Raw genomic sequence first — 12,568 nt, 5'->3', positions numbered from 1 at the left:
AATTTGAGGTGCTCTTTTTTAATTGTATCTTATTATAGTGTCACTTCCAAATGACTTGTCGCTCTTTTTTCTAGTGATCAAATAAAGTATCGTAGCTGATTTGATCAGTTGATTCATTTAATTGATCTAAACGCTTTGTCAGTTGTTCAAATTGAATAAAGCGGGCTTGTCGCTCGACTTCTTTTCCAAAATGGAAGAGCAAGATCACTGGTGCAGTAAATGCTTGGAATGTGCCAGCTACTTCCGGCATCTCGAAGGCATCTAAATGATACGCTGGGAAAGTATAATGAGTCAATAATTGTTCCAATTTTGGCACTACTGCATGACAAACACTACAATCGGGTGTAGAAATCGCAAGCACGACAGTCGGTTCTTCTTGGATAGTTTTTAAGACTTCAGTTAAATCATGGGTTTCTTTCATGGTGATAACTCCTTAAGGTTGCTTTTAGCACATCGCTAATTCGATGGTGAAAAAGTATTCAGTCGTATACAGATAGAAAATAGGCAAATGACTCTCTTATTTTTACCTGAATCTTCATCTTAGCTGTGCTAAAAATAAATCCATCTGACGTAGATGTCAATAAAAAAGCTTTTTTTGATTTCTTAAACTTATGAAAAAAATTTAAGCTTTCTTGTATTTTATTGAAGAAAAGCGTATATTGATGGGCGAATGAAGTTCAAATGACAAGGAGAAATTATATGTTTTCGTTTATTCCAAATTCGGTATTGCAGATGGGAACGATTTTTTTATCAATCGTTATCGAAGCCTTGCCGTTTGTTTTATTGGGATGTATCATCTCAGGTGCTTTACAAGTATTTTTGACCCCCGAACGTGTCAAACGATGGTTACCTAAAAATCGCTTTTTATCGATTATTGTTGGGTCTATTCTAGGTTTTTTCTTTCCTTCATGTGAATGTGGGATCGTTCCAATCGTTCATCAGTTTGTAAAAAAAGGGGTTCCTGTCCACACAGCATTTGCGTTTATGCTCACTGCGCCAATCATTAATCCTGTCGTGATCTTTTCAACTTTTATAGCATTTGGCAATACTTGGAAAATGGCGGGGTTGCGTATGTTAGGAAGTTTTATTGTCGCACTGATCGTAGGTGTCTGGTTGGCCTATATCCAAAAAGGCACAATCTTAAAGTCTTCATTTGATTCAGCGATGGTTGAGCCTAACTCCCATACACATGAGCATGAGGAAGAGGAAGCAATCGCACCACAGAAATGGGGACATCGAATCCTCCATGTCTTGACTCACTCGATTGATGAGTTCTTCGATACGGGCCGCTATTTGATCATTGGCGGTTTGATTGCTGCAGGGATGCAAACCTATTTACCTACGAGAGTGATGTTGACGTTAGGTTCGACAAAGCTATTAGCCATTTTGATCATGCTAGTATTGGCATTCACGATGTCTCTTTGTTCCGAAGCGGATGCGTTTATTGGTTCCTCTTTGTTAAGTCTTTTTGGAACAGCACCAGTTGTTGCTTTCTTAGTGTTTGGACCAATGGTGGATATCAAAAACTTATTGATGATGAAACGTTACTTCAACACACGCTTCATTGTTTCATTGATCGGGCTGATCGCCTTAAGTGTTATCGGCTTTACACTATTTATTTAGGAGGAGAAACATGCTGCGATTTTTGATTTTATCTGGTTATTTTGAAATGATGATGTATCTTCAAGTTTCAGGGCGTTTAGATCAATACATCAATGTCCATTATCGTTATTTGGCAGTATTATCCATGGTTTTATCTGCCTTACTAGCCTTAGTTCAGTTGTATCTTTGGGTAAAAGCAGATGGGAAAAAAGGAGTCCATGAGTCCCATGATTCTCATGATCACGGATTATCAAAACCCTATCAGCGATGGATTGCTTATCTCTTATTAGCCTTGCCGATCGTTGTAGGAACACTGTTTCCGACAGTTAGTTTAAACACAACGATCGTCGAAGCGAAAGGGTTCAACTTTCCACTAAGCAAAGAATCTGTCGGTGATCCACAAGTGCAAACGCAATATTTGAAACCAGATACGAGTATTTATTTCAATAAATCCGACTATCAAGATCAAATGAATGAGTTAAAAGATAAATACGAAGATGAACAAACGATTGCGATCACAGACGATAATTATTTAGAGATCATGGAATTGATCTATAACTATCCAAGTGAATTCATTGGTAAGAAAGTCTCTTACGAAGGCTTTATCTATCAGTCGAAAAATGATAAGGCTACTGATACTTTTCTCTTTCGATTTGGGATCATCCACTGTGTTGCCGATTCCGGGGTTTTTGGATTGTTGACGCATCTGCCAGAAGGAATGACTGTGAAAAATGATGACTGGTACAAAGTAGAAGGGACGATCCAAACCGATTTTTATCAACCTTTCAAGCGAGAGATTCCTTCAGTCGTAGTGACGAAAGTAGAAAAAATCACTGCTCCTGAAAATCAATATGTGTATCGTGCATTTTAATAAAATTTAATAAAAACAATGGATTTCTTTATTTTTTACAAAAAATTGACAATAAGATAACGATAGTTGTTTATTGTTCGGATTTTTTAAGGTACAATGTCAATCGAACAAGAGAACGATTTTTTTGTTTGGAATGAATGAGGTCATATTGTGGCTTTTCGTTCAATTTAATAATATTTATGAAAGAGGTGAACCTATGAATTTTTACCAATGGATAAAAATCATGATTCCACCATTTCCCATCAAAGGATGTTTTTTTCTAAGATTTTAAATAATTAGGAGTTTTACTATGGAAAAAAACATCAAAACAAAAAAGATTAATTTAGGATTACTCATTTGTCTTGTGGGATTTCCACAAATTAGTGAGACCATTTATACACCATCTTTAACAGAGATTGCGAGAAATTATCGTATATCTCTTAACTTAGCACAAATGACGTTAAGTATTTACTTTCTCGCTTTTGCACTTGGCGTATTTTTTTGGGGTATAAGTTCAGATTTTATCGGACGACGTAAGGCAATGAATGCTGGTATAGTAATATACATTCTTGGTTCATTCATTTGCTTGATGTCACAAGAAGCGCTAATACTTTTTATCGGTCGCTTTGTACAAGCTTTTGGAGCAAGTACCGGGTCAGTTACGACACAAACGATTTTACGTGACAACTATGAAGGAAATAAGCGTCATCAGTTGTTTGCTAAAATTTCAGCGGCATTAGCATTTTCACCAGCTATTGGACCATTAGTCGGTGGATTTCTTGGAGAGTATTCGGGATTTCGTGCAGTCTTTTTATTTTTAGTGATTATGGGCATGGTGCTGTTATTTTGGAGCTTAAAAAGTTTACCAGAAACACATTTGATGGATTCGACAAAATTCTCAATAAAAACGATCATGATAATAGGAAAAGATATGCTACTAAACCGATATACTGCTTCATTTGGTCTGTTGATCGGTTTATTTAACGGAATTTTATTTAGCTACCATGCAGAAGCACCGACGATTTTTATCGAAACTTTTCGTTTTAGTCAAAGTCAGTATGGATTTATGGGATGTGTAGTGGCTTCTGCTGCAATCTTAGGTGCTTGGATGTCAAATCGAGCACTGAAAAATAAGGATCCCCAAAAGATTATTACTGACGGTATTAGACTCTCATTTATAGGTATATTAATACTTTGTGGAAGTTCTTTACTACCGATGACACTTATTATACAACTTACGATTTATATCACTGGTATCTTTTTATTGCTAACAGGTATTGGTATGGCATTACCAAACTGTTTGAGCTTAGCTTTAGTCAAATTTTCAGAAGTAGCCGGAACAGCTGGTGCATTTTTAAGCTTAGGTTACTATTTGATTGTTAGTGGCTGTACATTTCTAATCAGTCTCTTGCATACAGGATCAATTATTGTATTCCCATTATTTAGTGGAGTTTTGTTGATTGGTGCCTATTGCTGTATAAAAATCGCAAAATAAAAGAGAGCAGTAAAAAAGATAAAGAGAAGATAATCAGGCAATTTTACTCACAAAAACAATAGAAAAGAAGCGAGAGGGATAATGTCCCATTCTCGCTTCTTTTTTATAAAGAGGTGATACAGTTATTTTTTCTTTCTTCTCTTCAATACAATCGCTTCACGTTTCAGTTTAAAACTACGGATATTGTGGTTGAATACTTCTGATATCACTAGACCTAAGGCAATCGCTCCAGCAATCATGATTGCTTGAACCGTGAAAAATGCCGCATCTTGATAAGTACCTGTAACTAAACTGCGAACAGCTTGATAGGCTAAGCCTCCAGGAACCAGTGGTACCATACCGGGGATATTGAAAATCGTGACGGGCATTTTTAGTTGCTTAGAAAAAAGATCACTAGCAAAAGCAACGCCTAATGAACCTAGTAATGAACCTAAAGCTGCACCGCCACCCATAGCTAGACACAACCAATAGATCATCCAACCTACGGCACCAGCTAAACCACACCAAACTAAGGCTTTCCTTGGCACATTAGTGATGATTGCAAAAGCAGCGGTCGCTAAAAAGCTAAAAGAAAATTGAATCAATACATGCCACATGGCTAAAGTCCTTTCTTAGTAGAAGATTTGAAAGATAAAGGCGATTGCAAAACCAATCATCGCTGCAGTCATCATCGCTTCTGCTCCACGAGAAACACCAGAAACGTAGTGCCCCGCTAATAGATCACGAATCGCGTTGGTGATTTGAACACCAGGAACCAACGGCATGACACAACCAATGATGATCAAATCCTGATTGAGACCGATTCCTAAACGCACGCTTAAAATAGCGGCAATACCGATAATCAAAGAGGAGAGGAATTCAGCTAAAAACTTGATTCTAAAAAAACGTAAACTGCAAAGATAAACAATGTAGCCCACTCCCCCGATCGACAATGTGATCGGTAAATCTTTCAATTCGCCACCAAATAAAATCATGATCGTCCCACTAATGATAGCAGCGCTGATGATTTGTAGCCATACTGGGAACATCCGTCGATCTTTCTCGACTTCTTGTAATGCGCTATATAGTTCTTCCAAAGTCAATTCATTGGCAACATATTTTCTTGAAAGGTTATTGACCTTGACTACTCTTTCTAAATTGATCGTTCGATTAGTGATTTGTTCCATGCGGATCGTCGAAGTCCGATCAAATCCGATAAATAGTCCTGTTTGGGTCACGTAGCTAACTAAGCGATAATTTCCAGAAGCAGAAGCGATCCGACTCATCGTATCTTCTACACGGTACATCTCTGCATTACTTTCTGTCATTATTTTTCCCGCCAATAAACAGGTATTAAGCAATAAATCTAAATCTCTTTCTGGCATGGCATTTTCTCCAATAGTTGTTTTCTTGTATTTATTTTACTACAAACAAATTGGAAAACGTATAAAAAGAAAACTTGAATCTCAAAAATAAGCAGTGAAAGGTAAAATAAGATCCAAGTGAGAGCAATGCAGAAGAGAGCCAAGTGTTAAGTCATCAGTTAGGATAAATCAAGCTTTTTGATTAATTGTTGACCAATCGTTCAATAATGTGGCATAATTAAGTTATGGGAAGAACGAGAGAATTTAATGAAGAGAAAGTTTTACTAGAATCGGCAAAAATATTTGCCAAAAATGGGTATGCAGGGACGTCGATCAGTCAATTGGTAAAAGCGACTGGCTTGCTTCGAGGAAGTTTATACTCTGCTTATTATAGTAAAGCTGGTTTATTTACGACTTGCTTTAACTATATAGCTGAAGAGGGAGTGACCGATAATGGGTTATTGATTGATTTATTGATCATCGCATTATTAGAACGTACGGCAGATGACAACGAAGTAAAGAAAGTCGCACAGAAGGTAATCACCGCTTTGGAAGAGAAAAACGAAGGTTCGATTGAAACGATCATTGCTGATCGAATCATGCGTCGAGGGAATCTTACAGACAGGGGGAAGTAGAAAATGGCTAAAGTTGAAATCCAAAATGATCGATTGATCATCAGTATGGAGGGCGTACGAAAACTGTGGGCATTGAAAAATGAAATATCCACACCATTATCCAATGTATTAGGCGCAACTGTGGATGCCGATGTCTGGGAAGATACACCGAAATTTGGCGAAAAAAGAATGGGAGTTGATGCCTATGGATATTATTTTGCCGGAACATTCGTCCAAGATTCAAACAAGGTATTTTATGACCTCAAAAGAAAAGAAAACGCAGTCGTTATCACACTAAAAGATGAAGAATTCAATCGTCTCATCATTGGAGTAGAAGACCCAGAAGCAACAGTTGCGATGATCGAACAGGCTATGAACAAAGCAAGTTTTGTAAAAGAAACTTGAAAGAAGAATCGATGTTGAGCACCTAATTGTCCTATCAAAAAAACGTATTCACCTGGTGATAGAATAGACAAGAAGATCAATCGAATCAATTGATGAAGTTTTAGTAACAACCTAGATTTCCTTTCACGTGGAAATTTAGGTTGTTTATTTTAGGAACTAGACTGAAAATGCGTATATAATTTTTGAAGAAGGAATTGTTGAAAGAATTTAAATACTTCTTTATTTAAAAAAAGGGGAACGTATGTTAAGATTTATGGAGTTCGACTGAATAAAGGAGTAGATACATGAACAAAAAAACAACCAAAACAATCATAGGTGTCGCAGTTGCTCTTTTAGCTGGTGCATTAGGGATTTCAACGACGCAAAAAGACTCTGATCTCGTTCAACAACTGACAGGTCTATTTGATGCAAAACCTCAAGTCTCACAAGTGGCAAATCTTCCTGAATACGACGGCACGCACCAAGAAATCGAAATCAATCAAAATAAGCCGACTTTTACAAAAGAAGAACTGAGCTTAGATAAAGGAACATGGGAAAGTTATTCCGATATCGATCGACTGAATCGTGTAGGCCAAGCCAATGCCATGTTAGGAAAAGAGATGTTCCCTAAAGAAAAACGTGAGTCCCTTTATATCGATCCTACAGGTTGGAAACAAAAAAAATTGAGTGACGGACAATGGCTTTACAATCGAAGCCACTTGATAGGTTTTCAGCTAACTGGTCAAAACAATAACATCAAAAATTTGATGACAGGGACTCGTTCGTTGAATACACCTCATATGCTGGCACATGAAAACGATATTGCAGCATACATCAAAGAAACCAATCATCACGTTCGCTATCGGGTAACACCACATTTTGAAGGGGAAGAACTAGTAGCACGAGGTGTTCAGTTAGAAGCCCAAAGCATTGAAGATAACCAAATCTCGTTCAATGTGTTTATCTATAATGTGCAAGACGGTTATACGATCAACTATCAAACGGGACAAGCAAAGAAAACATGATCTATGTGCGTTAGTTATTTGAATATTTTGTGAATTTTTTGAAAAAACAGAGAAAAGACTTATTTTTCATTAAATATCACGTATACTGTAAGAAAGTGTACTCATAAATGTTGGAATCAATACAATCAAATAAGAAATCATTATTATTTTTATATTTCTAGCGAAGTTGGAATATTTATTTGTAGTTTTACCACATTTCGAGTAAAATAAAGGGTGTAGAGGGTAATTTGACTACCCTGCGGAAAGAGGTGTAGAATCATGGGTTTTACAGATGAAACCGTACGTTTTGGTTTTGATGATAGTCGTAAAAAAGAAGTCAGCGAAACATTAGCGATCGTTTATCGGGCTTTGGAAGAAAAAGGCTACAATCCAATCAACCAGATTGTGGGCTACTTGCTTTCTGGAGACCCGGCCTACATTCCTCGTTATCGTGATGCAAGGAATCTGATCCGTCGTCATGAACGCGATGAAATCATGGAAGTGATCGTCAAAGACTATCTCTCAAATCATGGAGTGAATCTATGAGAGTGATGGGCTTGGATGTCGGCTCAAAGACTGTAGGTGTCGCTGTTAGTGATCCTTTTGGCTGGACTGCACAAGGCGTAGAGATCATTCGTATCGATGAAGACAAAGAAGAATTTGGATTTGAGCGACTGGCAGAACTGGTCAAACAGTACGAAGTAGATCGTTTTGTTGTAGGCTTGCCGAAAAACATGAATAATTCAATCGGTCCTAGAGCAGAAAGCTCAATGGCTTACGGAGAAAAGATCAAAGAAATGTTTTCTCTACCAGTCGACTATCAAGACGAACGACTGACTACCGTACAAGCAGAACGTATGTTGGTCGAACAAGCGAATACGTCAAGAGCAAAAAGAAAAAAAGTCATCGACAAGCTTGCTGCGGTGATGATTTTACAAAATTATTTAGATGGTTCGGGAAAACAACTATTTTAAAAAATGAAAAGAGGGGTTCTAATGGCAGAACACAATCATACACATGATCATGAAGGACATGAACATATCACATTGGTCGATGATCAAGGAAATGAAACATTATACGAAATCTTGTTAACAGTCGATGGCCAAGAAGAATTTGGTCGTAACTACGTATTGCTTTATCCAGCCGGCGTACCGGAAGATGAAGATGTAGAATTACAAGCCTATGCCTATGTTGAAAACGAAGACGGAACAGAAGGCGAATTAGAACAAATCGAAACAGATGCTGAATGGGATATGATCGAAGAGGTCTTCAATACATTCATGGCGGAAGAAGAAGAATAGTATTAAAATAGTGGAGAAACCTTGAAATGCCAAGGTTTCTCCTTTTTTTATCATTCTTTTGATCAAGAAATTGACCAAGGTTTATTTCCATAGAAAAAACCATGCTATCCTTGTCTTAGTACATAAAATTAGAGAAGAAAGGAAGAACAAAATGATAAGAACTGCTCGTGTGGAGGATGCAGAAACCATAAACAAGCTAAATAAGGAAGAATTAGGGTATGAGATACCACTTTCGGAAATGACGAAGCAATTAGAATGCATCTTGGCACAACCAGAGATCTATGTCGTCGATGTTTATGAGGAAGAAGGGACGAAGAAAGTATTAGGATATGTCCATGCGCAAAAGTATGAAACATTGTTAAGTCCAACGTTGTTCAATATTCTAGCATTAGCGGTTTCTTCAAAAGTCCAATATCAAGGAATTGGCAGACGATTGATGGAGAGTGTCGAGAAGGAAGGAACAGAACGTGGCTATTTTGGTGTTCGACTAAACTCTGGCGAACATCGCAACGAGGCACACCGTTTTTATGAACGTATCGGCTATCATTCAACCAAATGGCAAAAACAATTTCTAAAGGAATCATGAATGTCATCGTACAAAAAAACTTCTCGAATAAGAATCGAGAAGTTTTTTTACATTTATTCGAATTAAGAGAATAGTTGCATCAAAAATCCTGAAATGATCAAGACGATCGCTCCGCCTAACCGATTGCCCATTTGAGCAAAAGCAATCAATTCCATGCGGTTTGCTGCGGATAAGACGGCAACATTTCCTGTACCACCCATTGAATTGTTACATAGTCCTGCTGTGATCGTTGATTCGATCGGATAAAGTCCGAATAGACGACCGACAAAAGCAGATACAAGAGAGATGACGATGACACTTGTCAAGCAAAGTACGACGAATTGCCATGTTAAAGCAGAGGCTAAAACATTCAAGTTCAATAAGGCAATCCCGATACCCGCTAAAACAGCTGCTGTTAAATTTTTAACAATCAAGTTATTGAACATGATCGCTGCGTCTTCATAATATTCAGGAAGAATATTGGTGATTTTACAAATGACTACGATAATGATCATAAAAGCATACGCATGAACTTTTGGTACAAAGTAATTACCGATTTGTCCAAGAATAAAGAAGGTGATCGACACCATCAAACCAACACCTAATTGAGGGATAGAAGGTTTTACATTGCGTGGTTTGCCGTCGCCTAGATCGCCTTTTTCCATCAGTTTCCCATTACCATTCAATTTTGGCATGGATTGTCCAGCGCGAGCGACTAAAGCGGCACCGATAATGGCAAGGACATTTGTCATTGCAGTTGCGGGAATCAAACGTGAAATAATAGCAGAAGCGTCTGTTCCTAGGACGTTTGCATAAATAGTTGATAGTGGAACAGCACCAGCACCTACACCACCAGCCATGGCAGGTAAAGAGATGTATAATACGGAATTAGCGAAACCATTACCAATCAACATTCCCACTAGTCCAACTGCAAAAAATGAAACAACCATAGAAATAAGTGCAACAGGGATAAAACGAACGGAAGCTTTCATCAATAATTTGCGGTTCATTCCTAGAATACTTCCGGTAATCAAAGCAGCGATATAAAAGTCTAAAAAGCCCATATTATTGACAAAGTTTTCAGTTGATTTCACGACATAATCAGGTAAAATACCAAAGGTTGCGATAGCTGCGGAAGCGAAGATCGCAAAAACAGAGCCACCACCTAAATAACTTTTGACGATTGGGATTTTTGTCCCGATAAAATGGAAAAGATTCCCAAAAATGACGAGGATAGCGATTGGCCCGATCATATTTGTTGGTAATTTACCTAATGCCATCGCAATGATCAACACGAGAACCATGATCAAATAGATAGGTAAACTGACTCCACTGATTTTTGTTTCCCAAAAACCTTCTTTGTTTGTCTTAGCGACTGTAGAAGTCGTTTGTTCTTGATGTAACATTCTTACAGATCCTTTCCTTGATTAACGTAAGAGGAGTTCCCTATTAGTTGAAAAATAATTTAAAGCTATTCTTCAACCGACTCCAGTATTTCTTGGCAAAAAACACCCCTTGGATCAATTCGTTGAAAATAGTTGGTTTTCCTATTTCTCGGTGAACGAATGGTCCAAGGCTTCGATGTTTATCATGCGTAATTTTTACTTTAAGTCTCGTTGTGCTCAGAACTGTTTTAGTAACGAGTTGTTGTAAAAGAGACGAGCGTGAGTTAAGCTTCTAAATCTTGATATTCAGGCACCCATTTAGCTGCTTCGACAGCTGCTTTGATGTCAGTGATTTCTTCACGATTCAATTGTTGATCCACGACGGATTGAGCGACTGTTTCAGCAATCGTTTGTGAGAATTCAGTGATTCTTGCAACAGGTGGTAAAATAGCTGCCCCTGGTTTTGTGACATCAACGATCCCACCTAATGCTCGACTTGCTTGTGAGATGATCTCAGCGTTCACACGAGTAGCTGTTGAAGCAATCAAACCAAGTCCTAATCCTGGATACATCAATGCGTTGTTTGCTTGTCCGATTTGATAAGTCACGCCATTGTATTCCACATCATCCGCAGGGATACCTGTTCCAACTAATGCTTTTCCATCTGTCCATTCAATCAAATCTTTAGCTTTTGCTTCTGCTAATTTTGTTGGGTTAGACAAAGGCATGATGATTGGTCGTGGTGTATGGCTAGCGATTTCTTTGACGATTTCTTCTGTGAATGCTCCTGGTTGAGTAGATGTACCGATCATGATTGTGGGGTGAATTGCTTTGACAACTGCTTCTAAATTAGTCAATTCTTCACTATTAGCAAATTCTGAACGTTTACGTGCAAAAGGAATTTGTCCAGGCGTCAAGCCTTCAGTATCTTCGAATAATAGTCCTTGTTTATCCACTTGATAGAAGTGTTTACGAGCTTCTTCTTCCGGCACACCTTGACGGATCATTTCATCTAATAAGATATTAGCGATACCGACTCCAGCTGTTCCAGCTCCAAATGTTAGGATTGTTTGATCTTTCAAGGCTTCACCAGAAATATTCAATCCGCCGAGTACACCAGCTAGTACGACGATTCCTGTTCCTTGGATGTCATCATTGAATGTTGTGATTTTGTCTTCATATTTTTCTAAGATCGTTGCGGCATTGCCACGACCAAAGTCTTCCCAGTGTAACAATAGTTCAGGAAATAGTTCTGTAGCGGATGATACAAATTGGTCGATGAATTCATAGTAAGAATCACCTTCGACACGCGCATGTTTGTTTCCTAGATATAACGGATTATTCAATAATTCTTCATTGTTTGTACCAGCATCGATCGATACAGGTAATACTTGCGCTGGATTGATACCAGCAGCAGCTGTATAAACCATTAGTTTTCCGATCGCGATGTCAACACCATTGACTCCCCAGTCACCCATACCAAGGATTCCTTCTGCATCTGTGACAACGATCAAACGGATATCACGACCAGCTGCGGCATTTTTCAAGCTTTCTTTGATCAATTCTGGTTCGTCGATCGAAAGAAATGCAGCATCTTGTGGTTTTAAGAAAATTTCATTGTATTGTTCGATGGCATCTGCGACTACTGGATCATATACTACTGGCATAAATTCTACTAAATGTTGTCCCATCAATTTATAGAAAAGTGTGCGGTTTGTATTGAATAAGTTCATTAAGAAAATACGTTTTTCTAAATCAGTTTGTTTGCTTAGGTATTGGCCATATGCTTGCACAGATTGTTGTTCTAATGTTTGGACTGTGCTAGGAAGCATTCCGGCAATTCCGTATTTTTTACGTTCTTCTTTTGTAAAAGCAGTTCCTTTATTTAAAAATGGATTATTTAGTAAGTTTAACCCTGTTAGCATGAATGATTCCTCCTAAGTTTTAATACATACGAAGTATAGGGTTCGCTCAGGGCTATAGTCAAAATAGGTAGTTATGATAAATTTTATTTATATGAAAAAA

Annotated in this window: 15 protein-coding genes; 10 read left to right on the top strand and 5 right to left on the bottom strand. The window is 37.9% G+C overall.

The window, feature by feature from the left end:
* Positions 1 to 70 precede the first annotated feature (70 nt).
* Complete coding sequence (locus EM4838_RS10270; protein ID WP_071867293.1) at positions 71 to 421, bottom strand: thioredoxin family protein; 351 nt, start codon at positions 419 to 421, stop codon at positions 71 to 73.
* Positions 422 to 699: 278 nt separating this feature from the next.
* Here EM4838_RS10270 and EM4838_RS10265 point away from each other — a divergent pair, with 278 nt between their 5' ends.
* The 3 genes from EM4838_RS10265 to EM4838_RS10255 all read left to right on the top strand — a co-directional run bounded on the left by EM4838_RS10265 (position 700) and on the right by EM4838_RS10255 (position 3,947).
* A complete protein-coding gene (locus EM4838_RS10265; RefSeq protein ID WP_071867294.1) occupies positions 700 to 1,623 on the top strand; it encodes a permease in 924 nt (307 codons plus the stop codon).
* Positions 1,624 to 1,633: 10 nt separating this feature from the next.
* Positions 1,634 to 2,473, top strand: a complete 840-nt coding sequence (locus tag EM4838_RS10260; RefSeq protein WP_062804858.1) for a TIGR03943 family putative permease subunit — start codon at positions 1,634 to 1,636, stop codon at positions 2,471 to 2,473.
* A gap of 289 nt (positions 2,474 to 2,762) precedes the next feature.
* On the top strand, positions 2,763 to 3,947 hold the full coding sequence (locus tag EM4838_RS10255; protein ID WP_071867295.1) for a multidrug effflux MFS transporter: 1,185 nt from the start codon (positions 2,763 to 2,765) through the stop codon (positions 3,945 to 3,947).
* 122 nt (positions 3,948 to 4,069) lie between these two features.
* Here EM4838_RS10255 and EM4838_RS10250 read toward each other — a convergent pair whose 3' ends face one another.
* Positions 4,070 to 4,543, bottom strand: coding sequence for a threonine/serine exporter family protein (locus EM4838_RS10250; protein ID WP_071867296.1), 474 nt, complete (start codon positions 4,541 to 4,543; stop codon positions 4,070 to 4,072).
* Between the two features lie 15 nt (positions 4,544 to 4,558).
* Positions 4,559 to 5,311: a threonine/serine exporter family protein gene (locus tag EM4838_RS10245; RefSeq protein WP_023520080.1), complete on the bottom strand. Its 753-nt coding sequence runs from the start codon at positions 5,309 to 5,311 to the stop codon at positions 4,559 to 4,561.
* A gap of 224 nt (positions 5,312 to 5,535) precedes the next feature.
* Between EM4838_RS10245 and EM4838_RS10240 the strand changes: the two genes are divergently transcribed.
* The 7 genes from EM4838_RS10240 to EM4838_RS10210 all read left to right on the top strand — a co-directional run bounded on the left by EM4838_RS10240 (position 5,536) and on the right by EM4838_RS10210 (position 9,179).
* The gene (locus EM4838_RS10240) at positions 5,536 to 5,925 is read left to right on the top strand and encodes a TetR/AcrR family transcriptional regulator (protein WP_071867297.1); all 390 of its coding nucleotides are present in this window, start codon (positions 5,536 to 5,538) and stop codon (positions 5,923 to 5,925) included.
* A 3-nt stretch (positions 5,926 to 5,928) separates the two neighbouring features.
* Positions 5,929 to 6,309 (top strand): hypothetical protein, encoded by a 381-nt coding sequence (locus EM4838_RS10235; RefSeq protein ID WP_071867298.1) that lies wholly within the window; start codon positions 5,929 to 5,931, stop codon positions 6,307 to 6,309.
* 284 nt (positions 6,310 to 6,593) lie between these two features.
* Positions 6,594 to 7,313: a DNA/RNA non-specific endonuclease gene (locus EM4838_RS10230; protein WP_071867299.1), complete on the top strand. Its 720-nt coding sequence runs from the start codon at positions 6,594 to 6,596 to the stop codon at positions 7,311 to 7,313.
* 258 nt (positions 7,314 to 7,571) lie between these two features.
* Complete coding sequence (locus tag EM4838_RS10225; RefSeq protein ID WP_002290885.1) at positions 7,572 to 7,838, top strand: IreB family regulatory phosphoprotein; 267 nt, start codon at positions 7,572 to 7,574, stop codon at positions 7,836 to 7,838.
* Complete coding sequence (gene ruvX, locus EM4838_RS10220; protein WP_019723844.1) at positions 7,835 to 8,266, top strand: Holliday junction resolvase RuvX; 432 nt, start codon at positions 7,835 to 7,837, stop codon at positions 8,264 to 8,266. Before EM4838_RS10225 ends, ruvX begins: the two co-directional genes overlap by 4 nt.
* A gap of 21 nt (positions 8,267 to 8,287) precedes the next feature.
* On the top strand, positions 8,288 to 8,593 hold the full coding sequence (locus tag EM4838_RS10215) for a DUF1292 domain-containing protein (RefSeq protein ID WP_010734809.1): 306 nt from the start codon (positions 8,288 to 8,290) through the stop codon (positions 8,591 to 8,593).
* 151 nt (positions 8,594 to 8,744) lie between these two features.
* Entirely contained in the window at positions 8,745 to 9,179 is a 435-nt protein-coding gene (locus EM4838_RS10210) for a GNAT family N-acetyltransferase (RefSeq protein WP_071867300.1), read from the top strand.
* Between the two features lie 62 nt (positions 9,180 to 9,241).
* On the opposite strand, the gene EM4838_RS10205 is transcribed toward EM4838_RS10210, so the two are convergent.
* Together EM4838_RS10205 and EM4838_RS10200 are read right to left on the bottom strand one after the other, a co-directional pair.
* Positions 9,242 to 10,564 (bottom strand): 2-hydroxycarboxylate transporter family protein, encoded by a 1,323-nt coding sequence (locus EM4838_RS10205; protein ID WP_071867301.1) that lies wholly within the window; start codon positions 10,562 to 10,564, stop codon positions 9,242 to 9,244.
* 263 nt (positions 10,565 to 10,827) lie between these two features.
* Positions 10,828 to 12,468, bottom strand: a complete 1,641-nt coding sequence (locus tag EM4838_RS10200; RefSeq protein ID WP_071867302.1) for a malolactic enzyme — start codon at positions 12,466 to 12,468, stop codon at positions 10,828 to 10,830.
* Positions 12,469 to 12,568 lie beyond the last annotated feature (100 nt).

This window comes from Enterococcus mundtii, from assembly GCF_002813755.1.
GTDB lineage: Bacteria > Bacillota > Bacilli > Lactobacillales > Enterococcaceae > Enterococcus_B > Enterococcus_B mundtii.
Note: the sequence above shows the minus strand (reverse complement) of the source record. Positions and strands in the feature narration are given on the sequence as shown.

Coding starts and splice junctions, on each gene's coding strand:
- EM4838_RS10270 (WP_071867293.1), bottom strand. CDS start 421: ATGAAAGAAACCCATGATTTAACTGAAGTCTTAAAAACTATCCAAGAA.
- EM4838_RS10265 (WP_071867294.1), top strand. CDS start 700: ATGTTTTCGTTTATTCCAAATTCGGTATTGCAGATGGGAACGATTTTT.
- EM4838_RS10260 (WP_062804858.1), top strand. CDS start 1,634: ATGCTGCGATTTTTGATTTTATCTGGTTATTTTGAAATGATGATGTAT.
- EM4838_RS10255 (WP_071867295.1), top strand. CDS start 2,763: ATGGAAAAAAACATCAAAACAAAAAAGATTAATTTAGGATTACTCATT.
- EM4838_RS10250 (WP_071867296.1), bottom strand. CDS start 4,543: ATGTGGCATGTATTGATTCAATTTTCTTTTAGCTTTTTAGCGACCGCT.
- EM4838_RS10245 (WP_023520080.1), bottom strand. CDS start 5,311: ATGCCAGAAAGAGATTTAGATTTATTGCTTAATACCTGTTTATTGGCG.
- EM4838_RS10240 (WP_071867297.1), top strand. CDS start 5,536: ATGGGAAGAACGAGAGAATTTAATGAAGAGAAAGTTTTACTAGAATCG.
- EM4838_RS10235 (WP_071867298.1), top strand. CDS start 5,929: ATGGCTAAAGTTGAAATCCAAAATGATCGATTGATCATCAGTATGGAG.
- EM4838_RS10230 (WP_071867299.1), top strand. CDS start 6,594: ATGAACAAAAAAACAACCAAAACAATCATAGGTGTCGCAGTTGCTCTT.
- EM4838_RS10225 (WP_002290885.1), top strand. CDS start 7,572: ATGGGTTTTACAGATGAAACCGTACGTTTTGGTTTTGATGATAGTCGT.
- ruvX (WP_019723844.1), top strand. CDS start 7,835: ATGAGAGTGATGGGCTTGGATGTCGGCTCAAAGACTGTAGGTGTCGCT.
- EM4838_RS10215 (WP_010734809.1), top strand. CDS start 8,288: ATGGCAGAACACAATCATACACATGATCATGAAGGACATGAACATATC.
- EM4838_RS10210 (WP_071867300.1), top strand. CDS start 8,745: ATGATAAGAACTGCTCGTGTGGAGGATGCAGAAACCATAAACAAGCTA.
- EM4838_RS10205 (WP_071867301.1), bottom strand. CDS start 10,564: ATGTTACATCAAGAACAAACGACTTCTACAGTCGCTAAGACAAACAAA.
- EM4838_RS10200 (WP_071867302.1), bottom strand. CDS start 12,468: ATGCTAACAGGGTTAAACTTACTAAATAATCCATTTTTAAATAAAGGA.